The following is a 23,217-nucleotide window of genomic DNA, read 5'->3' on the forward strand; positions in this document are numbered from 1 at the left end:
TGCGCCATTCCCGCACCTTTGCCAAGCATGGATCATCGGCCTTGACAAATGCCTGATGGTGTTTTTTGCTGGGGTTATTCACCAGGGGTGTCCCGTCAAGGGGCTGAGATTCTGCTTTCATGCGCAGTGACCCGTTGAACCTGATCCAGTTCATACTGGCGTAGGGACGGTGCAAAGACCTGATGTCGGACGGGCGCATGACGCCGTGTTTCGGCACTTCGGTATTTTCCATCATTCCGGCTCGAACTGGGTCTCCACTGTTAAGCTTTGGAGCCTCAAGATGAATATCGCTGCCAAGAATATCCCGCTTTCCGTTACCACCGGGCCGCATGCCGCCTCCACGAAAATCCACAAATCAGGCATTTTACATCCGCATATCCGCGTACCGATGCGCGAGATCGCCGTCCATCCGACGGCGGGCGAACCGCCGGTGACGGTCTATGATTCCTCCGGTCCCTATACCGACCCTACCCATCCCGTTCTGATTGAAAAGGGTCTGCCACGTCTGCGTCACGAGTGGGTTGTAGCGCGGGGCGATGTCGAGGCTTATGATGGCCGGCACGTCAAGCCGGAGGATAACGGCTTTGCCACCGGCGAACGGCTGACGCCCGAATTTTCCGTGCGCCACCAGCCGCTCAGAGCCACGGCAGGTAAAGCCGTGACCCAGCTTGCCTATGCGCGGGCAGGTATCATCACGCCGGAAATGGAATTCATCGCCATTCGCGAAAATCTCGGGCGCGAGGCAGCGAAGGAGAAGCTCGCGCGTGACGGCGAGAGTTTCGGCGCGCATATCCCTGATTACGTCACGGCGGAATTCGTCCGTCAGGAAGTGGCGTCGGGCCGCGCCATCATTCCCGCCAACATCAACCATCCGGAACTTGAACCGATGATCATCGGCCGCAATTTTCTGGTGAAGATCAACGCCAATATCGGCAATTCCGCCGTCACCTCCTCCATGGCGGAAGAGGCGGAGAAGATGGTCTGGGCGATCCGCTGGGGCGCCGATACCGTCATGGACCTTTCGACAGGGCGCAACATCCACAATATCCGCGAATGGATCATCCGCAATTCGCCGGTACCGATCGGCACGGTGCCGCTTTATCAGGCGCTGGAGAAGGTCAACGGCATTGCCGAGGATCTCAACTGGGAGGTGTTCCGCGATACGCTGATCGAACAGGCGGAACAGGGCGTGGACTATTTCACCATCCATGCCGGCGTCCGGCTGCACTACATCCCGCTCACCGTCAATCGCGTCACCGGCATCGTGTCGCGCGGCGGGTCGATCATGGCGAAGTGGTGTCTGCATCACCACAAGGAAAGTTTCCTCTACGAGCATTTCGACGAGATTTGCGACATCTGCCGCGCCTATGACGTTTCCTTCTCGCTGGGTGACGGGTTGCGGCCCGGTTCGATCGCCGACGCCAATGACGCAGCGCAGTTCGCGGAGCTGGAAACTTTGGGCGAGCTGACGCAGATCGCCTGGGCTAAGGATTGCCAGGTGATGATCGAAGGCCCCGGCCATGTGCCGATGCACAAGATCAAGGAGAATATGGACAAGCAGCTGAAGACCTGCGGCGAGGCGCCCTTCTATACGCTTGGACCTCTCACCACCGATATTGCGCCCGGTTACGACCATATCACTTCGGGCATCGGTGCTGCGATGATCGGCTGGTTCGGCACGGCCATGCTCTGCTACGTCACGCCCAAGGAACATCTCGGCCTGCCTGATCGTAACGATGTGAAGGTGGGCGTCATCACTTATAAGATCGCCGCGCACGCGGCCGATCTCGCCAAGGGCCATCCGGCCGCACAGGTGCGGGACGATGCGCTGTCGCGCGCAAGGTTCGAGTTCCGCTGGGAAGACCAGTTCAACCTGTCGCTCGATCCGGATACGGCCCGGTCCTTCCATGACGAGACGCTGCCGAAGGAGGCGCACAAGGTCGCGCATTTCTGCTCCATGTGCGGGCCGAAATTCTGCTCGATGCGGATTTCCCACGATATCCGCGCCGAGGCGCAGAAGGAGGGGCTGGAGGCCATGGCCGCGCGCTTCAAGGAAGGCGGGGAGCTTTATATGCCGCTCGCGACGCCTGCGGATGCCGAATAGCATGCGCGTTCTGGTCAAGGGAACGGGGGTCGCCGGTTTGACGGCGGCCTTCGAACTGGCGCGGAACGGCGTTACCGTCGAGGTTTGCGAGCGCAATGCCGGACCCTTTCGCGGCGCATCCTGGTATGCGGGCGGCATGCTGGCGCCCTGGTGTGAGCGTGAAAATGCGGAAGAGGCCGTTCTGACGCTGGGTCAGGCGGCGCTCGACTGGTGGGATGAGGCAACCCCCGGCCTTGTGGCCCGACATGGCACGCTGGTTGTCGCGCCCGCCCGCGACAAAGCGGAGCTTTCGCGTTTCGCATCGCGGACCGGCGGCTATCGCTGGGTGGACGAGGGAGAGATCGCCGCTCTGGAGCCTGATCTTGCCGGGCGGTTTCGCTCCGGGCTTTATTTTCCGGACGAGGGGCATCTCGATCCGCGCCTTGCACTGAAATCGCTGCATGAGCGGCTTTGCACCATGGGTGTGCGGTTCCATATGGGCATCCCGGTGGATGACCGACCGTTCGACCGGGTGGTGGATTGCACCGGCGCCGCTGCGGTGGGAGAGATTTCCGATCTTCGCGGCGTGCGTGGAGAGATGCTCTATCTCTCCACGTCGGAAGTTTCTTTGTCCCGTCCCGTCCGGCTGCTGCATCCGCGTATTCCGCTTTACATCGTGCCGCGCGAGCCCGGCCGTTTCATGGTGGGCGCGACGATGATCGAAACCGAGGATGCCGGCGACATTTCTGTCCGTTCGATGATGGAATTCCTGAATGCTGCCTATGCGGTGCATCCGGCTTTCGCGGAAGCGGAAATCATCGAGACCGGCACGGGCGTGCGCCCCGCCTATCCCGACAATCTGCCGAAAGTCACGCAAGACGGCCGGCTCATTTTCATCAACGGCGCACACCGGCATGGCTTTCTGCTCTCGCCGGCTATCGCGCGTCAGGCGGTTGAAATCGTCTGTCAAACTCTTTCTCAAAAGGAACAGGATCATGAAACTTCTGGTAAATGGCGACGAGCTTGATCTTGCCGCCGAGACGCTGGCCGGTCTGCTCGCCAGCCTCGAATACGAAGGCGAGTGGCTGGCAACTGCGGTTAATGGCGATCTGGTGCATTCGGAAGAACGCGCCGACTATCAACTGAAGGCTTTCGACCGTGTCGAAATTCTCTCACCGATGCAGGGAGGCTGAGACATGCTGATGCTTTATGGCCGTGAAGTCTCGTCCCGTCTTCTCCTCGGCACGGCGCGGTATCCGTCCCCCGCCGTGCTTGCCGATGCCGTGCGGGCGAGCAACACGGATATTCTGACGATTTCGTTGCGCCGGGAAACGGCCGGCAATAAGAAGGGCGGTCAGTTTTTCGAGCTTATCCGCGAGCTCGATCGCTACATCCTGCCGAATACGGCCGGGTGCCATACGGTCAAGGAAGCGGTGCTGACGGCAAAGATGGCCCGCGAGGTGTTCCGCACCAACTGGATCAAGCTGGAGGTCATCGGTCATCACGATACGTTGCAGCCCGATGTCTTTGCGCTTGTCGAAGCGGCGAAAATTCTCTGTAACGATGGTTTCGAGGTCTTTCCTTATACGACCGACGATCTGGTCGTCGCCGAAAAGCTGCTGGAGGCAGGCTGCAGGGTACTGATGCCCTGGTGCGCGCCAATCGGCAGCGCCATGGGGCCGCTTAATCTGACGGCGCTGAAATCCATGCGGGCGCGTTTTCCGGATGTGCCGATGATTGTTGACGCCGGTATCGGCCGCCCGTCCCATGCGGTCACGGTGATGGAGCTTGGTTACGATGCTGTTCTGCTCAACACGGCGGTTGCGGGCGCGGGTGATCCGGTCGGCATGGCGGAGGCTTTCGCCCACGCCATAGAGGCCGGCCATCAGGCATATCTCTCCGGGCCGCTGGAGCCGAGGGACATGGCCGTTCCCTCGACGCCGGTCATCGGCACGGCTGTTTTTTCCTGATCGCGGCTTGTCGTAGACATCAGGCACGTCACGTTTTGCGTTGACAGTGCCTGATGGTGGCGGGATACCGGGAAAAAAGGGAAACGGCATGGCGGCACTCACCAATCTTCTGACGGATATTGACGGCGTTTCGGTCGGCAATGTCACCGATCTTTCCCTCGGCTCCGGTGTTACGGCGATTGTTTTCGAAAAGCCCGCCATTGCTTCCGGCTCTGTTTTGGGCGGTGCGCCGGGCGGGCGCGATACCGGCCTGCTCGACCCGGTGATGACGGTGGAAACGGTGGATGCCTTCGTGCTGTCAGGTGGTTCCGCCTTCGGGCTGGATGCGGCGGGCGGCGTTCAGGCCGGGTTGCGCGAGATCGGGCGCGGCCTGCAGGTGGGGTCCACCCGCGTTCCAATCGTGCCGCAGGCGATCCTGATGGATCTGCTGAATGGCGGCGACAAGGATTGGGGTCTGCATTCGCCCTACCGCGAGATGGGATATGCAGCCTTCGAGGCGGCGCGTGCGATGCCCTTCGAGCTTGGAACGGTGGGGGCTGGAACGGGTGCGACGACCGCCACCTTCAAGGGTGGGCTCGGCTCCGCAAGCGCCGTCAGTTCCGGCGGTTACAAGGTGGCGGCCATCGTTGCCGTCAATGCGCTCGGCTCCGCAACGGTTGGAACGAGCCGCCATTTCTGGTCCGCGCCTTTTGAAGTGCAGGGTGAATACGGCGATCGCGGTTTTCCTGCTCATTTCGAGCCGGATCACACCGCGCTGCGGCTCAAGGGGGTCAATCTCACGGCAACGACCATCGGTGCGGTGGTGACGGATGCCGCGCTCACCAAGGCGCAGGCGCATCGCCTTTCCATCATGGCGCATGACGGGCTGGCGCGCGCCGTTCTGCCCGCCCATCTGCCGAGTGACGGCGACACCATGTTTGCGGCCTCAACCGGTGAAAAGCCGCTTGAGGGCGGCGTTCATTTCGCCGAACTTTGCCATCTTGCCACCATCGTGATGGCGCGCGCGGTGGCGCGTGGCGTCTATGAGGCCACGGCGCTGCCGGTGGATGGAGCGCAAAAGGCCTATCGCGATCTTCATGGACGGAGCCTTTGAACGATGAGTAAGGCCCTCCCTCCACTGAAACCTGTTCTTCGTATCGATTTTCCGCCCGGAGAGCGTCTCGGGCACGGCAAGATCGAATTGATGGAGCTGATTGCCGAAACGGGTTCCATCTCCGCCGCGGGGCGGGCGATGGACATGTCCTATCGTCGCGCATGGCTGCTGGTGGATGCGCTGAACCATATGTTCCGGCAGCCGGTTATTGAATCGCAGCGCGGCGGTAAACAGGGCGGCGGTGCGGCGCTGACCGCTTTCGGCGCCGAATTGCTGGAACGCTATCGCGGCATGCAAAAGCGGATGAACGAGGCCTTGCGCGCGGATATCGACTGGCTGGAGGCCAGCCGCAATCCCGATGCGGCCCTCAATAGGGATCGAGAGCCACCGACTTTATGATCGCATGCACCGGTCTTCCGGGTTCCAGCTGCAGCCTTTCGCGGGAGAGGTCGGTGATGCGCGACTGGATGATGTCACCGCCACAATCCACCTGAACCGTGACCATGCCGTCTTCACTGGCCGAGACGGTTGCGACACGACCCTCGATAATGTTGAGGGCGCTCAAGCCTTCGGGTTTTACGGTTGCCAGCATCACATCACGCGCCGGTATAAGCACGCGCGCCGGGCTGCCGGATGTTCCCCTTTTTGCCGGAACATGGAGCAGCATGGTCTTTAGCCGAACGGCGGCAAGTCCGTGCCGCTCATCAAAGCTTTCAATGTGCCCGGAAAGAATGCTGCCTGCCTCACGCCGTTCGAGATGCATGCTGAAATCCGGTCTCGCCAGCACCTCGGCTGCTTTTCCCTGCGCTTCCACCTTGCCGTCTTTCATCACCACGATGCGGTCTGCGAGGCGGGCGACTTCCTGAATGGAGTGGCTGACATAGACAACAGGGATTTTCGTCTCGTCGCGCAGCCGTTCGAGATAGGGAATGATCTCGGCCTTCCGCTGCTCGTCCAGCGAGGCGAGCGGTTCGTCCATCAGCAGCAGCCTGGGGGAAGAGAGCAGGGCGCGGCCGATGGCGACGCGCTGTTTTTCGCCGCCCGAGAGTTTGTTCGGACGTCGCTGCAAGAGATGGCCGATACCGAGCATGTCGATGATATGGTCTTCCTGCGCGACCTTCGTTTTGTCTGCGGTGAACCAGCTGCCGTAGTGCAGGTTTTGCGCCACGCTGAGATGTGGGAAAAGCCGCGCTTCCTGAAAGACATAACCGAAACGGCGTTTATGGGCCGGCACGAACAGTCGCTTTTCGCTATCGGCCAGCACCTCCCCATCCAGCAAAACCTGTCCCTCATCCGGCCGCAGCAGGCCTGCTATGATACGGATCATCGAGGTTTTGCCGGAACCGGAGCGTCCGAACAGCGCGGTGACGCCGCCTTCGGAGATGAATGACGCATCGAGTTCGAAGGAGCCGAGGCGATGGCGGGTGGTGACCGAAAGCGTCATTCCATGCTCACCCGTTTGCCGATGATGCGGGCCAGAAACTCCGAGACGAGCAAGGCGAGCATGGAAATCACGACGGAGACAATGGTCAGCCGCAATGCGCCGGCATCCCCGCCCGGAACCTGGGTGAAGGTATAGATGGCGGCGGAGAGTGTCTGGGTTTCACCGGGAATATTGGAAACGAAGGTGATGGTCGCGCCGAATTCACCCATGGCCTTGGCGAAAGCCAGGATCATGCCGGCGATGATGCCGGGCAATGTCAGGGGAAGCGTGACGGTGAGGAACACCCAGAACGGACTTGCCCCTAATGTGCCCGCCGCCTCTTCCAGTTTGCGGTCCACCGCTTCGATGGAGAGGCGGATGGAACGCACCATTAGCGGAAAGGCCATGACGGCGCAGGCGAGCGCGGCTCCGGTCCAGCGGAAAGAAAAGACGATGCCGAACCAGCTATCGAGAAAGTGCCCGATTGGCCCCCTGCGACCGAACAGGACGAGCAGCAGAAAGCCGGTGACGACGGGCGGCAGGATGAGCGGCAGGTGGACGATGCCGTTGAGCAGCGACTTGCCCCAGAAGCGGCCGCGCGCCAGCGCCACGGCAATCGCAATGCCGAAAGGCAGGCTGGCAAGCATGGCGATGGAGGACACCCACAGGCTGAGCCTGATTGCCGTCCATTCTTCAGGGCTGAGTGTCCACCAATGCAATGCCATATCCTGCAATCGTCATCTCTCGCGGCCAATATGCTGGCTCCCGAAAGGCAGTTTATTTCAAAACGGTAAAGCCTTGCTTTTCGAAGAAAGGCGTCGCCTTTTCGGATTTAAGGAAATCCAGATAGGCTTTTGCTGCCGGGGACTGCGCTTCCGAAAGAATGGCGACCGGGTAGATGATCGGCGGATGGCTGTCTTCCGGGAAGGTGCCGATGATCTTCACACCGGGATCGGCGGCGGCGTCGGTCTGGTAGACGATGCCATAGGGGGCTTCGCCGCGAGAAACGAGCAGCAGGGCTGCACGGACGCTTTCCGCGCCGGCGACCTTCTGTTCGACAGACGACCAGACGCCGAGTTTTTCCAGAGCGGCCTTGCCGTATTTGCCCGCCGGCACGGAATCAACCGCGCCCATCGCCAGACGGCCGTCGCCCACCAGAGCCGCAAGATCGAAGCCCTGCTTGATTTCGACCGGCTTTGCCTTGTCTGCGGGAGCGACGAGAACGATGCGGTTGCCGAGAAGATTGGAGCGGCTGTCAGCGTTGATCAGCTTCTTTTCGGCAACATAGTCCATCCATGCAAGGTCGGCGGAAATGAAGATATCCGCCGGTGCGCCCTGCTCGATCTGCTTTGCCAGCGCAGAGCTTGCGGCATAAGAAACGGTTGCCTCGTTACCGCTGTCCTTCGCCCATTCGGCGTTGATGGCGTCGAGGGCGTTTTTCATGCTCGCGGCGGCAAACACCGTGACTTTTTCGGTGGCATGGGCCGGAACGGCCACAAGGGAGGCCGCCATCCAGAAGGATGTGGCTGCCGCAATGGTTTTGAAAAAGCTGCGGCGTAAAAGTCTCATGGTGTGTTACCCCCGGTTCGAGATATCCTGATGAATATATCGATAGGCCTATAGGGCAATCATTATATTTTCAAGGATATATCGATGGGGTAGGAAAAAGCCGGTGGCGGGCTTCCCCTACCTCATTCATGAGCTTGTCACAGGAATCCAGCAGATGTGCGTCTGTGCAGCGTGAGAGTCTTTTCCGCCCAAGGACTTGGGTTGGCTGTATTCCTGTGACAAGCACAGGGATGAGGGACGGTGAGCACACCCGAAAACGGCAAACGTCGTAATGAGGCATCGGCCCCGAACGTTTGTGTCGTGCACTGATCAAAAACGCTCGCCGGCGAAATGGGCGATCTGTGCGCCTGCCTCGTAATAGGCTTCCTTCGCCGCCCGGAAGGCCTGCGCTTTCGGCTCCGTCAAAGGCAGCGGCAATTCGGCTTCAGCAATCTCACCGAGAATATGCTGCGCGATCACTTTGCCGAAAGCCGTGCCCGGCACGATGCCGCGGCCGTTATAACCTGAAAAGCCGACGACGTTCTCCGCAAATTTGTGAAACCGTGGCACGGCATTGTCGGTCATGCCGATCTGGCCGTACCATTCACATTCGAACTCCGTATCGCCGAGCTGCGGGAAAAGCCGCTTCAGCGAGCGTTTCGCCCAGGCGCGATGAATGGCGGTCCCGGTGCCGCGCAGGGCGCCGACGCTGCCGAAGACCAGCCGGCCCGCTTTGTCCATGCGGAAGGAGGAGAGGATTTCCTTCGTATCCCAGCAGCCCTCGCGGCCGGGCAGGATGCTCTTTTGCAGGTTGTCGCCGAGCGGTCTGGTCGCGAAGTTGAAATAGGGCAGGTAGATCTGCTCATCGCGAACGATCTGCCACGGTCCGGTGCTGTAGGCTTCGGTGGCCACAACGATCCAGCTGGCGGTTACAGATCCCTGCGGCGTCTTCACCATCCATTTTCCATTGCTGCGTTCGGTCGCTACCACGGGGCTTTCGGTGTGCAGACGTGCACCCGCTTTCCGGGCGGCTGCGGCAAGGCCGCGAACATAAGCGAGCGGCTGTATCGTCCCAGCGCGTGTATCCAGAAGCGCACCGGAATAGGCCGTGCTGCCGGTGCGTCTCGCTGTCTCCTCGGCATCAACAATGCGGACGGGTGCGCCTCTCGCAGCCCATTGTTCGCAGCGCTCGCGGATTTCGGCGAGCCCCTTTTCCCCGACGGCGCAATGCAGCGTGCCGTTTTTTTCGATTTCGCAGGGAATTGCGTGTTTCTCCACCAACTCGCGAACGAGGAGGGGCGCATTGCCCAGAAGATCGAGAAGCCGTTCGCCGTAAGTCGAACCCAGCACGCCGGGCAGTTCTTTCGGCATGACCCACATGCCGCCATTGATGAGGCCGACATTGCGGCCGGCGCCGCCGAAGCCGATTTCCCTTGCTTCGAGAAGAACGACGTCCACACCGCATTCGGCAAGATGAAGGGCGGCGGATTGTCCAGTGAAACCACCTCCGACGACGACGGCGTCGGCAACTGCTGCGCCCTGCAAGGCGGGCGTTACGGGCGGCTGCGGCGCGGTCTTTTCCCAGAGGCCGTGCGAGCGGGGGTCATTATACATCGTTCCACCATCTTCCGGGCCAGTTCATTTGTTTTTCGTATGAGTGACAAGCCCTTGTTTATGAGACTTTACAAGCGGTCGCGCCTGTTGAATATCGACATATCGTCAAGAGTTCATTCCGTGAGGGAATATGGTTCTGCCGCCCCGCCGTTTTCTGCCGTCGCTCTCGCTGCTGGCGGCTTTCGAAGCCGCTTCGCGCACGGGTAGCGTCACCGCCGCGGCGAGGGAGCTGGGGCTGACGCAGGGTGCGGTCAGCCGCCAAATTCTGGCGCTTGAAGAGCAGCTTGGCATGGCGCTATTCCTGCGTGAGCGGCAGACGATACGGCTGACAAGGGCTGGAGAGGGTTATGCGCGGGAAATCCGCGAGGCCTTGCGGCGTATATCGACGGCCTCGCTCAACCTGCGCGCCAATCCCGATGGCGGCACGCTCAATCTCGGGATTCTGCCGAGCTTCGGCACGCGCTGGCTGGTGCCGCGTCTTCCCGATTTCATTGCCAGACACCCGGGCGTTTCGGTCAATCTTCTGACGCGATCATCGCTGTTCGATTTCCGTACTGACACTGTTGATGCGGCCATCCATTTCGGATTGCCGCATTGGCCGGGAACCGAGCTGGTTTTCCTGATGCATGAAAAGGTCATTCCGGTATGCAGCCCGGCCTTCAAGGAGCGACACGGACTTTCAAGGCCTGACGATCTGCTGCAGGTGCCGTTGCTGCACATGACGACCCGGCCGGATGCCTGGGAACAATGGTTTCGCAGCCACGAGGTTCGTTTCGACAATGTGCATGGCATGCTTTTTGATCAGTTCACGACGATTGCCGAGGCGGCGAGCGCCGGTGTCGGGGCGTCGCTCATTCCGTCTTTCATGATCGAGGAAGAGTTGCGAAGCGGTCGCCTGGTCGCGGCTGTCGCGGGCGAAGTTGAGAGCGAGGAAGCCTATTATCTCGCCTGCATGCCGGATCGCGCCGGTTATGCACCGCTTGAGAGTTTTCGGCGGTGGATCGTTTCCGAGGCCGCAATTGGGGCGAACGGCAGGACGGGCCAGTTTTCGGCGTAATCCGGTAACCGGCCTTGCAAGACGGACGCAGCTCAGCCAATAGTGCGCCATGACGCATGGCACGAGCAGCCATGCACCGAAAGTTCAAATACGGGAGATGTCCGTGAAGCCCATTTTTGTTCAGCTTCAATGTGAGCCCGGCAAGACCTATGATGTCGCCGATGCCATCTACAAAACGGAACTGGTTTCCGAGCTTTATTCCACCAGCGGTGAATATGATCTGCTGCTGAAAGTCTACCTGCCGCAGGAAGAAGATATCGGCAAGTTCATCAACCAGAACATTGTCAATATTCCAGGAATCGTGCGCTCGCTGACGACGCTGACGTTTACCGCATTCTGAAGACTTTTGAAGATTGCCGTCCATCCGGCCTCAAACGCCTGCTGCCCGTAATAGGGTGGAGGTGCGCGCGCATGGCAGGAAGAGCCTTTTCGGTCCAAAGACTTGCGGCCGGCTAGGTTCTTGTGATGCGTACAGGGATGAATTGAGGTGCGGCTTTAAGAGGTATTGCGCCTGGCGTCCGGCATTCCGTTCGAATCCGGATTTTTGGACTTCAGTTCCGCGCAGAGCGCTCTGATGCGCAATGCATGGCCAGCGCGACTGCAGGCTGGCGAGCTGTCAGGCAAAGGAAAAGCGCGCCATCGGCCCGCGTTTTGGGGGGCTGATATTTGGCGCGCTCTGGTTTTGAGGGTTGTGTGAGCGGTCGAAAGTTTTCCCGCATCAGGCGACCGCGGCCAGATTCCGGTTGCGCACGAGATCGCGGATGGCAATCCGCACGTCATCGGCGCTGTCGAACTTCTGTTCGTCCAGATCGTGAACGTGGAACTTCACCGCGATGAACTTCAACCGGTCGTTATCCGGGATGACGATGCCGACGGGTTCGCCAGCGAATTCAATGACTTGCTTCTGCATAGATACACTCCCGCTGTGGCTAATAAACACAGCATGTTGTCGAACTGATTTTCAGGAAATTGAGACCGTCAGGTCACATTCGACAGCAGCGGGAACACGTGGATTTAAATCCAGCATTCCAGGACTCAAGACCAAGGATTGCGTTAATGTTGATATGTTTTGACATGACACACTCCCTGTATTGGTGTTGGCCCAGAATCAGGAGACTCGTTCTCCAGTTCCACACTGATAATCCAGACCAGCACTAAAATCAATGCTGATTGTTATAGGTAGAATATTTTTCTTTATGATGACAGGAGAGGGGCGGAATTGTGAAATTTTTGTTTTCGTCCGAGGCCGCCGCCAAAAGCCCGGCGCAGCGGGCCTTTTATGTTTTTTTTAATTGTCGCCGGTGACGGGCGGTGGGTAAATATGATCGTTTCCGTTGAAATCGGAAACGGAATAACAGCCATCGCGGGTCTTTTCGGCCGCATTTCGGCCGATAGCGGCCTTGCCGTGACCGCCGGGAATGTCGAGAACATAGGTCGGCTGGCAAAGCCCGGAGACATTTCCACGTAACGCCGAAACGATTCGCTGGCCCTCGTCGATCGTCAGCCGGAAATGGCTGGTGCCGGGCGCAAGATCGGGATGATGCAGATAATAGGGCTTGATACGGGTCTCGACAAAGGCGCGCATCAACTCGGCAAGAATTGCCGGGTCGTCATTGACGCCTTTTAGAAGAACCGTCTGGCTGACCATCGCGATGCCGGCATCGATCAGGCGTGCCGAGGCGTGCCTTGCGGCTTCGCTGAGTTCCCGGGCATGATTGGCGTGCAGGGCCAAATAGGTGGTTTTGCCGCTGGCCTTCAGCGCATCAATCAGTGCCGCGTCGATACGGTCGGGATCGACCACCGGCACGCGGGTATGGAACCGGACGATCTTCACATGCGGTATGTTTTTCAGGCGCGTCATCAGGTCAGACAGGCGCCGGGGGGAAAGCACCAGCGGATCGCCACCGGTCAGGATGACCTCCCAGATGGCGGGGTTCGCATTTATATAGTCGAATGCGGCGTCAAGCTCGGCCGGGCTCATCATGCCATTGCCCTGCGGCCCGACCATTTCCCGGCGGAAACAGAAGCGGCAATAGACGGGGCAGACGTGCACTGCCTTTAAAAGAACCCGGTCGGGATAACGGTGAACGATGCCGTGGACGGGGCTGTGTGCGTCGTCGCCAATCGGGTCGTCGCGTTCTTCGGGAAGGTGCAGGAGTTCGGCCGCATCCGGCACGAATTGCCGGGCAATGGGATCCTGCGGGTCGCGGTTGTCGATCAGCCCGGCAATCGATGGCGTGATGGCGAGCGCGTAACGCTGCGTCACCGCGCGCAGGTTCTCCAGCGCTTCGGCTTCAATCAGCCCCGCTTCGAGAAGCGCTTCGGGTGTCTTGATGGTCTCAAGCCCTGTCATCGTCCATATTCCGCGACTGGGGCCCACATGACGAGATCGATACGGGGGGCGCCGGTCGCCAGCATTACCAGCCGATCGAAACCGAGTGCTATGCCGCTTGCCGGCGGCATGATGGCGAGTGCGGCCAGAAAATCCTCGTCCAGCGGATAGGTTTCGCCGTAAATGCGCTGCTTCTCGGCCATTTCCATTTCGAAACGCCGTCTCTGCTCGATCGCGTCGGTCAATTCGCCAAAGGCATTCGCGAGTTCAACGCCGCAGGCATAAAGTTCGAAACGCTCCGCCACCCGCGCATCCCCGGGGGACTTGCGGGCAAGGGCTGCTTCGCAGGTCGGATATTCGTCAAGAATAGTCGCTCTGCTGAAACCCAGTTCCGGTTCCACCCGCTCCACGATGACACGGCTGAACATATCCGCCCAGGTATCGTCATCGGCCACGCGAATGCCGGCATTGGTGAGGCTCGCGGCAAGATGGCGGCTGTCGGTTTCGCCGTTTCGGCTGATAGTGGCCAAGAGGTTGACATTAGCATATCGCTCGAAGGCTTCGGCGACGCTCACTCGTTCCGGCTCCAGGAATGGATCGACGCTGCGGCCGCGATAGGTGAAATTCTTCGTCTTTGCGGTTTCGGCTGCAAGCGCCAGAAGATTGGCGCTGTCCTTCATCAGGCTCTCATAGGTTTCGCCGACCCGGTACCATTCCAGCATGGTGAATTCCGGATGGTGCAGGGGGCCTCTTTCCCGGTTTCTGTAAACATGGGCAAAACAGGTGATGCGTTTTTCACCGGCGGCGAGCAGCTTCTTGCAGGCAAATTCAGGCGAGGTGTGCAGATAAAGCGGCGCGGCGTCGCCGGCCGGCGTCAGGCCTTGCGTGGCGAAAGCATGCAGATGCGCCTCATTGCCGGGGGAAATCTGCAATGTCGCGGTATCGACCTCAAGAAAATCGGCGCTGGCGAAATAGCCGCGAAAGGCCGACTGGATCGCGTTGCGCCCGATGAGAAACGCGCGGCGGTCCGCGTGGACGTCAGGCGTCCACCATGGCGACATTGTCTCGTTGCTTGCGCGCATTCTCAGTTCTTTTCCGTCTTCTCTGCGGCGCTCAATTGCGGAGAAATGGCCCGCAAAACGCCTGATCGCGTCATTTAAAGCAATTCCGGGCGGAAAACCGCTAGGCACTCTTCCGGGAATTGCTGTAGAAGGCTGGCAATTCGTGCGGATTTAAGGTAGTTGCGCCCCAGAAAAAAGACAAAACGTCTGCCGGGGCCGGTGCTGCCGCGCAGTCCTTTACGACGCATTTCATCGAGTTACAAGGAAGTCATATGGTCAAGGTTATCGCCTCATCCGTCCGCAAGGGCAATGTTCTCGACGTGGACGGCAAGCTTTACGTCGTTCTCACCGCGCAGAACTTTCACCCCGGCAAGGGCACGCCGGTCACGCAGGTGGACATGCGCCGCATCGTTGACGGCGTGAAGGTCTCCGAGCGCTGGCGCACCACCGAGCAGGTCGAGCGCGCTTTCGTTGAAGACCTGAACTTCCAGTTCCTTTATGAAGATGGCGAAGGCTTCCACTTCATGAACCCTGAGAACTACGACCAGGTCGTGGTCGATACTGAGACGATGGGCGATCAGAAAGCCTATCTGCAGGAAGGCATGACCTGCGTTCTTTCCATCCACGAAGGCAATCCGCTGGCTGTGGAACTGCCGCGTCACGTCACGCTTGAGATCACGGAAACGGAACCGGTCGTCAAGGGCCAGACGGCTTCTTCTTCCTACAAGCCGGCAATCCTCTCCAACGGTATTCGCACCATGGTGCCGCCGCATATCGATGCCGGCATTCGCGTGGTTATCGCGACGGAAGACAATTCCTACGTCGAGCGCGCCAAGAACTGAGCCTGGAGACGGGCTGAAAAAAAGCACCGGGTAACCGGTGCTTTTTTTGTGCCTTGAATAACAAAAAGCCCGCATCGAAAGATGCGGGCTTTTTGTTTGCTTTTTTGGGCCTTGCCTACATGCCCTTCGCGGCGGCCACGGTCGGGCCGGCGGACTTCTTCGGGGCAGGCTGGCCAACGGCATAACCGCCACCGAGAGCCACGTTGAGCGAGACATAATCCTGCGCGGTCGTCTGGATCGCCGTGGCAAGGTTTGCCTGCGCATCCGATACCGAGCGCTGGGCATCCAGAACATCGAGCAGAGACGAGGCGCCATCACGATAGCTGGCGGTGGAGAGCTGCAGCGCTTCCTGGTAGGAGGCAACGGTCTTTCTCAGCGCGTCAACGGTACGCTGGTCGCGATTGATGGCGGCCAGGGCGTTTTCGACTTCTTCCACCGCATTGAGAACGGTCGCCTTCCAGACGAGATATTGTTCGCGTGCCTGTGAGTTGGCGATGTCGACATTGGCGCGGAGTCTGCCGCCATCGAGGATCGGGAGCGTGAGGCTCGGACCGAAGGACCAGCTATTGGCAGTTCCCCTGCCGCCGCCACTCAGGAAATTGTAGCTCGGCGTGATCGCTCCACCAAGCTCGATGCTTGGATAAAGCTGCGCCTCGGTTACACCGATCGTGGCGACCGCAGCGGCGAGATTGCGTTCAGCGACGCGGATGTCCGGACGGTTGCGGATCAGGTCGGCCGGGATACCGGTGCGGGGAACTGCGCGCGCAACAGGCTGGCGTGCGCCCTTCTGCAGCTCGGCGATGAGCGACGAGGCCGGCATGCCAAGCAGGGTCGCGATGCGGTGCGCTGCCTTGCGGAAGCTGGTTTCGAGGCCGGGTATCTGCGACAGCGTGGAATTGACCAGACCTTCGGACTGGACGACATCGAGACGCGAGGCCGCACCCGCTTCGAGCTGCAGCTTGGTCAGATCGAGCGTTTCGCGGCGTGAACCCAGGTTCTGGCGGGCAATCGCCAGGCGCTCCTGATAATAGCGCACGTCGATATAGGCGGCGGCGACGGACGAAATCAGCGTCAGGCGCTGCACGTCGACGGTGGAGTAAGCGGCATCGAGCGATGCATCCGCGCTTTCCGTCGCCCGGCGGTAGCGACCGAAGAGGTCGAGGAACCACGAAACGCTGAGGCTGCCGCTGGATACGTTGGTGACGGGAACGTCACGGTAGCTGCCCTTGGTCTGGCTGGTCGTGTGGCTACCGCTGCCTGTCAGGCTCGGCAGGCCGCCAGCGCCGTCAACGATCACCTGGGCCTGCGCCTGATTGATGCGTTCGATCGCCTGCATCACGGTGAGGTTCTGCGCGAGGCCGGTGGAGACGTAACCGTTCAGGCGGTTGTCGTTAAAGGCCGTCCACCATGCAACGCTGCTGATGTCGCCATTACTGGTTTTTCCGGCTTCCGCAAACTTTCCCGGCAATTGGATTTCCGGCGTCTTGTGGTCGGGTCCAACAACACAGCCCGAGAGCAGCAGCATTGTCAGGGGAAGGGTAGCGCGAATAGACAGCATGTAATTTTCCCAATTCTCTGGTTGGCTTACCGAGCGCGGCTTGCTGACAAATGGGCTGCGCGATCGATATGCCGTAGAAACGTGCATTTGCCAAATCGGCAACATTTCTAGCAGCGTATTAACGGTTGGCACAGCCCATTTTTGTTTTGTTAACGCCTTGAAAGGCGACGAATGATGACGAAAAAGGACGGAACGAAGAAAATTCCGAGGAGTGTTGCAGAAAGCATACCACCCAGCACCCCGATACCGATTGCATTTTGCGCGGCGGAACCCGCTCCGGTTGCGATCGCAAGAGGCACGACACCCAGGATGAAGGCGAGCGATGTCATGATGATCGGACGCAGGCGCAGCTTCGCTGCCTCCAGTGCCGCTTCCACCAGACTTAACCCGTGCTCCTGCCTCTCCTTGGCGAATTCGACGATCAGGATCGCGTTTTTCGCGGCGAGGCCGATGGTCGTCAGCAGGCCCACCTTGAAGTAGACGTCGTTCGTCTGGCCGAAGAAATGGGCCGCGGTCAAGGCGCCAAGGACGCCCACCGGAACGGCCAGGATGACCGAGAACGGGATCGACCAGCTTTCATAGAGGGCGGCAAGGCAAAGGAACACGATGAGAACCGACAGCGCGTACAGCATGGGCGCCTGTGAACCGGAAAGGCGTTCCTGATAGGAGATGCCCTGCCATGCCACCGTGTAACCGCCCGGCATGCTTGCCGTCAGGCGTTCCATCTCGTCCATCGCATCACCGGATGCAACGCCTGCGCCGGCGGTGCCTTCCAGCGAGATCGCGCCTGTGCCGTTAAAGCGGGCGAGAGACGGCGGTGCATTGATCCATTTCACTTCGCTGAAGGAAGAGAAAGGCACCATCTCGCCGCTGGTATTGCGGGCATACCAGAACTTCAGGTCGTCCGGCTGCATGCGGTAGGGCGCGTCACCCTGGACATAAACAGGCTTCAGTTCGCCGTTCAGAGTGAAGTCATTGACATCCCGGCCGGCAAAGATCGTCGATAGCATGAGGTTCACGGAGGAGAGATCGACCCCCATGGCTCCCATCTTTTCCTGATCGAGAACGATCTTCATCTGCGTTTCATTGTCCTGGCTGTCGCTTCGAAGCGAGCTGATCTTCGGATTGCTGGTCGCGAGCGCGATCAGCTCCTTGGACGTGGCGGTCAATGCCTCGGTGCCGTTGCGGCCGCTATCCACGAGATACATCGAGAAACCGCTCGATGTGCCCATGCCCTGAATTGCCGGCGGCAGAAGCGGGAAAACCTGAGCATCGCGGAAGCCGAAGAAGGTGCCCATCGCACGCTGCACGATGGCGCCGGCATGCTGATCGGGCGCGGTTCTCTCGGCGAAATCCTTGAGCCTGGTGAAGACGATAGCGTTGTTCTGGCCCGAACCGCTGAAGCTGAAGCCGAGCACGCCGAAAACAGATTCGACATTGTTGGCTTCCTTTTCGCGGAAGTAGTTTTCGACCTGCTTCACCACCTCGTTGGTTCGCTCGATATTCGAACCGGTTGGCGTCTGGATGATCGTCAGCAGCACGCCCTGGTCTTCCTGCGGCAGGAACGAGCTTGGCAGCTTTGAAAAGAACCAGGCGCAGCCGCCGATCACGATCGCGAAGATGATCATCACGCGCAGGGGCCGTTTCAGCAGATAACCGATGGAGGAGACGTAGCCATCCGTCGTCTTGCCGAAGCCGCGGTTGAACCACGCGCCCGGTCCGCGCTGCTTCTTGTGATGATCGATCGGCTTCAGCATGGTGGCGCAAAGCGCCGGCGTCAGCACGATGGCGACAACGGCCGAAAGCAGCATGGCCGAAACGATGGTGATCGAGAACTGGCGGTAGATGATGCCCGTCGATCCGCCGAAGAAGGCCATCGGAATGAACACGGCTGTGAGCACGAGCGCGATGCCGATGATCGCACCGGTGATCTCGCCCATCGACTTTTCGGTCGCCTCGACCGGCGAAAGGCCCTCTTCCGACATGATGCGCTCGACGTTTTCGACAACGACGATAGCGTCATCGACGAGAAGGCCGATCGCCAGAACCATGGCGAACATGGTGAGCGTATTGATGGAATATCCAGTGAGCGCGAGAACGCCGAAGGTGCCGAGAAGCACGACCGGAACGGCGATCATCGGAATGAAGGTGGCTCTAAGATTCTGCAGGAACACCAGAAGCACGACGAAGACGAGGATGATCGCCTCGATCAGCGTATGCACCACTTTCTCGATCGACAGCTTCACGAAGGGCGTCGTGTCATAGGGATATTCGATCGAAACACCCTCGGGCAGCGAACCCTCGACATTTGTCAGAGCCGCTTTCACGCGTGCCGCCGTGTCGAGCGCGTTGGCGCCCGTGGCAAGGTTGACTGCGAAACCGGCGGACGGACGGCCGTTTGAACGGGAATCGCCGCCATAGGTTTCCTGGCCGATTTCGATGCGCGCCACGTCGCTGAGGCGAACCGTCGCGCCATCCTTTTCGACTTTCAGGATGACCGATTCGAAATCGGCAACCGTGGTGAGCTGGCTCTGCGCCGTCACCGTCACATTGAGCTGCTGGCCCTTGACCGCGGGCACGGCGCCGAGCGAGCCGACCGAAACCTGGGTATTCTGGCTTTCGATGGCGCTGGTGACGTCGGCGGTGGTCAGCTGGTATTTGTTGAGCTTGAACGGATCCAGCCAGATACGCATCGCATATTCGGAGCCGAACACGTTGATGCTGCCCACGCCTTCGAGGCGCTTGATCTGGTCTTCGACACGCGAGGAGAATACGTCGCCGAGATCGGCCGAATTGCGCTTGCCGTCGGTCGAGATCAGCGCGCCAACCATCAGGATACTCGATGTCGAGCGGCTGACCTGGATACCCCGCTGCTGCACGGTATCGGGCAATTGCGACTGGACAAGCTGCAGCTTGTTCTGCACCTGAACCTGCGCAATGTCTGGCAGGATGCTGTTGCCGAAGGTCAGCGTCACTTCGGCGCTGCCGGTCGAGGACGACGAGGTCATATAGGTGAGGTCGTCGAGGCCGGTCATGCCGTCCTCGATGATGGTCGTCACCGATTTCTCGACGGTTTCGGCGCTGGCGCCGTTATAGGTCGCACTGACACGCACCGTTGTCGGCGCAATATCGGGATATTGCGAAATGGAAAGCGTCCAGATCGCAAGGGCGCCGCCCAGCATGATGACGATGGCGATAACCCATGCAAACACGGGGCGCCTGATGAAGAAATGGGCCATGGCAGTCCTGCCTTACCTTTTACGAGCTTCGACCAAGGGGTTTCGTGCTCATGCTTATTTCGAGGGGGCGGCGGCAGGCGGAGCTTGCTGCGGCAGAACGACGATACCGCGATCGTCAATGGTCACTTCAACTGGCGCAACCGTTGCACCGTCGGCAATCCACTGGAAGCCGTCGACGATGAGCTTGTCGCCATCCTTGACATTTTCCGTCACCAGCCAGGCGTTGCCCGACTGCTGGCTGGACGGGAAGGTGCGGGTTTCCACCTTGTTTTCCGCGGTCACGAATTTTGCGGTCAGTTCGCCATTGGCGTTCCGGCTCGCTGCGCGCTGCGGAATGCGGAAGCCTTTTTCCTTGCCGATCGTCAGCGTGGCGCGAACATAGGTGCCGGGAAGCAGAAGATCGTCAGGGTTGTCGAAGAGGGCGCGGATGGAGAAGGTACCCGTCGTTTCGCTCACCGCCATGTCCGACATATCAATCTTGCCGTCATGCTTGTATTCGGTGCCGTCTTCCAGCGTCAGGTGAATGCCGGTCTCCTTCGTGTCGCCGCCAAGCTGACCCGATGAGATCGCCTTTTTCAGACGCAGGAGATTGATGCTGGATTCCATCAGGTCGATATAGATCGGATCGATGCGGCGCAGCGTTGTCAACGCCGTCGTCTGGTTCGCCGTCACCACGTTGCCGATGCTGAAGGCGGTCGCGCTGGTAATGCCATCGAAGGGGGCGCGGACCTTGGTGAGATCGAGATTGATCTCGGCTGTTTCCAGCGCTGCCTTGGTCTGTGCCACGTCGGCTTGCGCCTGCAGCAGCGTCACCTTGGCATTTTCATATTCGATCTGCGTCGCACCGCTGTTGACCAGGCGTTCGTAACGGGCAAGGTTCGCCTGGGCGCTCGGAATGCTTGCTTCCGCTTTCGCCACGTTAGCCTTGGCCTGCGCCACTTCCGCCAGATAGGTATTGTCCTCGATCTGGTAGAGAACGTCGCCCTGCTTGACCTCGCTGCCTTCCTTGAAAGGAATTTCGCGGATGATGCCGGTGACGCGCGGCCGGATTTCGGCTGTCTGGAACGCGCTGGCGCGGCCGGGCAGAACGGTGGTCAGGGGATATTCGCTGGTCTTCATCAGGATGACGCTGACCGGAGACGGCGGACGCTCTGCAGTCTGGCCGGCGGTCTGGCCGCTCTCGCCGCCATCGCTGCAGCCCGCCAGAAGCGCGGTTACACACAGAGAAGCAAATAGGGGTAAAATACGTCGGCTCATTGTTCTTCCCTGCGTATCGCTCGCATTTAACTATAAGCGCAATGTCGCTCGGCGGATGCGCGTCCGGAAACAGACACGACAGGCGAAGGCCTTGGAAGGGACCCGATTCGCTCATTTTGTCCGGACCGCCACGCGCATAGAAGCGCAGGCTTTTGCGCTTCGCAAGCAATTGCGAGAAGGTGACGTAAATTGAGAATCGTCACTTAGCAAGCGGATTGCGCAATCCCGCGTCGATTAAATCGACGAGTTGATCGCAACGTGTTGCCAAATTGCCGATATCTTCCCGCGCAATGAGGACGGGGTGGATGACGCTGGTCAGCGCGTGGAGCACGGTCTCCGCCAGAGGAGGGATATCGGTGGCGGTGTAGATTCCCGCCTCGACGCCGTCCTGAATGATTTCGGCCAGCAATTTAACGATGACGGATTTATAATAGTCTCCGCACTTCATGTCCTGCTTGGCGGTCATCAGGATCATTTCGAAGACGTAGGGATTCTTATTGAGATCCTGGTGGTGCTGCTCCATCAGGTTGCGCGCTAGATGGCGCAATCTGGAAAGCGGTGCATGGCTTTTGCCGAGTGGACAGATCTGCCGTTCGAAAGCGCCGATCTGTTCGAAGCCAAGGGCGTCGACGAGCGCGTTCTTCGAGCTGAAATTCTTGAAGACATTGGCGGGAGACATGCCAAGCGCTGAGGCGATATCGGCAATCGCCACCGCATTGAAACCACGCTCCCGGAAAAGCTCTTCCGCTTTGGCGAGAATGTCCCGCCGGGTTTCCTCGGCGGAACGGCGAGGCCGGCGCCTGACAGGACGGTCACTCTTCCTGTCGCCCTTTCTCGCCTGTTCGATCATTTTGCTCACGGTCAGACTCCGGGGAAGAACGGCTCCAGATTCCGGCGTACTCTTGCAAGCGGCGTCTCGCCGCTATCGTCGGGAACGAAGCTCTGTCCGGTGATGCGTTCGTAAGCATCAATATAGACCTTCGAGGTCTGCAAGACGAGATCCTGCGGAATTTCGGGAACGTCATCCTTATAAGGGTCGCAGCGTTCGGCAACCCAGGCTCTCACGAAATCCTTGTCGAAGCTCGCCGGCCGGGTGCCGTTGCGAAAGCTTTCCTCATAGCTGCCAGCCATCCAGTAGCGGCTGCTATCAGGTGTGTGGATCTCGTCGGCCAGGATGATGGTGCCGTTTTCATCCGTTCCGAATTCATATTTCGTGTCGACGAGAATGAGGCCCTGCTTTGCGGCAGTTTCCTGCCCGCGCTTGAACAGCGCCAGCGCGTAACGGGAAAGCGTGTCCCATTGCTCCTGTGTCAGGAGTTTCTTCTCCACAATCTCGGTCGGTGTCAGTGGCTCGTCGTGGCCGCCATCGAAGGCCTTGCTTGTGGGCGTGATCACCGGTTCGGGCAGAATCTGGTTGTCCTGCATCCCGTCAGGAAGGCTCATGCCGTACATCTGCCGCTCGCCCTTCTTATAAAGGGTCAGGATCGACGTGCCTGTCGTGCCGGCCAGATAACCGCGAACCACCACCTCGACCGGCAATATCTCAAGTCTTTTGCCGATGACGACATTTGGGTCAGGATAGCTGACCACATGATTGGGGCAGATGTCCTTTGTCTTTTCGAACCAGTAGCGGGCCGTCTGGGTCAGGACCTGTCCCTTATAAGGTATGCAGGTGAGAATACGGTCGAAGGCGCTGAGGCGGTCGGTGGATATGATGATACGGTTGCCGTCCGGCAGATCGTAGTTTTCCCGCACCTTGCCACGGTAGTAATTCGGCAGCTCGGGAATGACGGCTTTATCGAGAATGCGCACGGGCTCTCCAATTCTTCGCTTTATAAGGGGACGTGAGACGCCCCAAGTCTTCTGAAACTCTCGTCCGTTCCTATTGCATGTTTCCTGGAACAGGGCCAGTCGCGACATAAAGACTGTCCTTTCCCCCATTTCCGTTGCGCACCACGAAACTATGTAGTGATATCAATATCTTGATAAAAATGTCAGTTTTTTGACGGTGTGTGTGTTGACTTGTTTGGTGGGGTGGATTTATAAGTCCGCTCACTGAACGAGGGCGGCGGCGCTGCTGGCGACGACGACTTTCGTTCTAAAGAAATCAAGCGGATGGGCTGATAGCTTGTTTGTTTCC

21 protein-coding genes and 1 riboswitch are annotated in these 23,217 nt (G+C 59.4%); of the genes, 9 read left to right on the plus strand and 12 right to left on the minus strand.

Annotation, left to right across the window (positions count from 1 at the left end):
* The first annotated feature begins 73 nt into the window (after positions 1 to 73).
* Positions 74 to 185, plus strand: a riboswitch (TPP riboswitch).
* Between the two features lie 95 nt (positions 186 to 280).
* The 6 genes from thiC (at position 281) to ASB65_RS22675 (ending at position 5,545) form a co-directional block, all read left to right on the plus strand.
* Complete coding sequence (gene thiC / locus ASB65_RS22650) at positions 281 to 2,104, plus strand: phosphomethylpyrimidine synthase ThiC (protein WP_003504836.1); 1,824 nt, start codon at positions 281 to 283, stop codon at positions 2,102 to 2,104.
* A gap of 1 nt (position 2,105) precedes the next feature.
* Positions 2,106 to 3,110: a glycine oxidase ThiO gene (thiO, locus tag ASB65_RS22655; protein WP_060725444.1), complete on the plus strand. Its 1,005-nt coding sequence runs from the start codon at positions 2,106 to 2,108 to the stop codon at positions 3,108 to 3,110.
* A complete protein-coding gene (gene thiS / locus ASB65_RS22660) occupies positions 3,079 to 3,276 on the plus strand; it encodes a sulfur carrier protein ThiS (RefSeq protein ID WP_003504833.1) in 198 nt (65 codons plus the stop codon). The genes thiO and thiS overlap by 32 nt, the downstream gene beginning before the upstream one ends.
* A 3-nt stretch (positions 3,277 to 3,279) precedes the next feature.
* Positions 3,280 to 4,053 (plus strand): thiazole synthase, encoded by a 774-nt coding sequence (locus tag ASB65_RS22665; RefSeq protein ID WP_060725445.1) that lies wholly within the window; start codon positions 3,280 to 3,282, stop codon positions 4,051 to 4,053.
* An 88-nt stretch (positions 4,054 to 4,141) separates the two neighbouring features.
* Positions 4,142 to 5,146: a P1 family peptidase gene (locus tag ASB65_RS22670; RefSeq protein WP_060725446.1), complete on the plus strand. Its 1,005-nt coding sequence runs from the start codon at positions 4,142 to 4,144 to the stop codon at positions 5,144 to 5,146.
* Between the two features lie 3 nt (positions 5,147 to 5,149).
* Positions 5,150 to 5,545 (plus strand): winged helix-turn-helix domain-containing protein, encoded by a 396-nt coding sequence (locus ASB65_RS22675; protein WP_060725447.1) that lies wholly within the window; start codon positions 5,150 to 5,152, stop codon positions 5,543 to 5,545.
* Here the strand turns inward: ASB65_RS22675 and modC are convergent.
* From modC to ASB65_RS22695, 4 genes are all read right to left on the minus strand, one after another.
* Positions 5,514 to 6,590, minus strand: coding sequence for a molybdenum ABC transporter ATP-binding protein (gene modC, locus ASB65_RS22680; protein ID WP_060725448.1), 1,077 nt, complete (start codon positions 6,588 to 6,590; stop codon positions 5,514 to 5,516). The two genes, ASB65_RS22675 and modC, sit on opposite strands and share 32 nt — an antisense overlap.
* Positions 6,587 to 7,294, minus strand: coding sequence for a molybdate ABC transporter permease subunit (modB, locus tag ASB65_RS22685; RefSeq protein WP_060725449.1), 708 nt, complete (start codon positions 7,292 to 7,294; stop codon positions 6,587 to 6,589). Before modB ends, modC begins: the two co-directional genes overlap by 4 nt.
* Positions 7,295 to 7,346: 52 nt before the next feature.
* Positions 7,347 to 8,138, minus strand: coding sequence for a molybdate ABC transporter substrate-binding protein (gene modA / locus ASB65_RS22690; protein ID WP_060725450.1), 792 nt, complete (start codon positions 8,136 to 8,138; stop codon positions 7,347 to 7,349).
* A 309-nt stretch (positions 8,139 to 8,447) separates the two neighbouring features.
* Complete coding sequence (locus ASB65_RS22695; RefSeq protein ID WP_060725451.1) at positions 8,448 to 9,731, minus strand: NAD(P)/FAD-dependent oxidoreductase; 1,284 nt, start codon at positions 9,729 to 9,731, stop codon at positions 8,448 to 8,450.
* Between the two features lie 130 nt (positions 9,732 to 9,861).
* Between ASB65_RS22695 and ASB65_RS22700 the strand changes: the two genes are divergently transcribed.
* Positions 9,862 to 10,788: a LysR family transcriptional regulator gene (locus tag ASB65_RS22700; protein WP_060725452.1), complete on the plus strand. Its 927-nt coding sequence runs from the start codon at positions 9,862 to 9,864 to the stop codon at positions 10,786 to 10,788.
* A gap of 103 nt (positions 10,789 to 10,891) precedes the next feature.
* The gene (locus ASB65_RS22705) at positions 10,892 to 11,128 is read left to right on the plus strand and encodes an Lrp/AsnC ligand binding domain-containing protein (RefSeq protein ID WP_003504815.1); all 237 of its coding nucleotides are present in this window, start codon (positions 10,892 to 10,894) and stop codon (positions 11,126 to 11,128) included.
* 378 nt (positions 11,129 to 11,506) lie between these two features.
* Here the strand turns inward: ASB65_RS22705 and ASB65_RS22710 are convergent, their stop codons facing one another.
* The 3 genes from ASB65_RS22710 to epmA form a co-directional block, all read right to left on the minus strand.
* Entirely contained in the window at positions 11,507 to 11,698 is a 192-nt protein-coding gene (locus ASB65_RS22710; RefSeq protein ID WP_003492264.1) for a hypothetical protein, read from the minus strand.
* Between the two features lie 378 nt (positions 11,699 to 12,076).
* Positions 12,077 to 13,141: a lysine-2,3-aminomutase-like protein gene (locus ASB65_RS22715; protein WP_020813448.1), complete on the minus strand. Its 1,065-nt coding sequence runs from the start codon at positions 13,139 to 13,141 to the stop codon at positions 12,077 to 12,079.
* The gene (epmA, locus tag ASB65_RS22720) at positions 13,138 to 14,202 is read right to left on the minus strand and encodes an EF-P lysine aminoacylase EpmA (RefSeq protein ID WP_020813449.1); all 1,065 of its coding nucleotides are present in this window, start codon (positions 14,200 to 14,202) and stop codon (positions 13,138 to 13,140) included. Before epmA ends, ASB65_RS22715 begins: the two co-directional genes overlap by 4 nt.
* A 251-nt stretch (positions 14,203 to 14,453) precedes the next feature.
* Between epmA and efp the strand changes: the two genes are divergently transcribed.
* Positions 14,454 to 15,023: an elongation factor P gene (efp, locus tag ASB65_RS22725; protein WP_060725453.1), complete on the plus strand. Its 570-nt coding sequence runs from the start codon at positions 14,454 to 14,456 to the stop codon at positions 15,021 to 15,023.
* Positions 15,024 to 15,138: 115 nt separating this feature from the next.
* Here efp and ASB65_RS22730 read toward each other — a convergent pair whose 3' ends face one another.
* The 5 genes from ASB65_RS22730 to ASB65_RS22750 all read right to left on the minus strand — a co-directional run bounded on the left by ASB65_RS22730 (position 15,139) and on the right by ASB65_RS22750 (position 22,889).
* Positions 15,139 to 16,581, minus strand: a complete 1,443-nt coding sequence (locus ASB65_RS22730) for an efflux transporter outer membrane subunit (RefSeq protein ID WP_003510442.1) — start codon at positions 16,579 to 16,581, stop codon at positions 15,139 to 15,141.
* Positions 16,582 to 16,730: 149 nt separating this feature from the next.
* Positions 16,731 to 19,820 (minus strand): efflux RND transporter permease subunit, encoded by a 3,090-nt coding sequence (locus tag ASB65_RS22735; RefSeq protein WP_060725454.1) that lies wholly within the window; start codon positions 19,818 to 19,820, stop codon positions 16,731 to 16,733.
* Positions 19,821 to 19,874: 54 nt separating this feature from the next.
* A complete protein-coding gene (locus ASB65_RS22740) occupies positions 19,875 to 21,077 on the minus strand; it encodes an efflux RND transporter periplasmic adaptor subunit (protein ID WP_060725455.1) in 1,203 nt (400 codons plus the stop codon).
* Positions 21,078 to 21,276: 199 nt separating this feature from the next.
* Positions 21,277 to 21,936, minus strand: a complete 660-nt coding sequence (locus tag ASB65_RS22745; protein WP_060725456.1) for a TetR/AcrR family transcriptional regulator — start codon at positions 21,934 to 21,936, stop codon at positions 21,277 to 21,279.
* Positions 21,937 to 21,938: 2 nt separating this feature from the next.
* Positions 21,939 to 22,889: a phosphoribosylaminoimidazolesuccinocarboxamide synthase gene (locus ASB65_RS22750; protein ID WP_060725457.1), complete on the minus strand. Its 951-nt coding sequence runs from the start codon at positions 22,887 to 22,889 to the stop codon at positions 21,939 to 21,941.
* Positions 22,890 to 23,217: the final 328 nt, after the last annotated feature.

Source organism: Agrobacterium tumefaciens str. B6, assembly GCF_001541315.1.
Taxonomy (GTDB): domain Bacteria; phylum Pseudomonadota; class Alphaproteobacteria; order Rhizobiales; family Rhizobiaceae; genus Agrobacterium; species Agrobacterium radiobacter.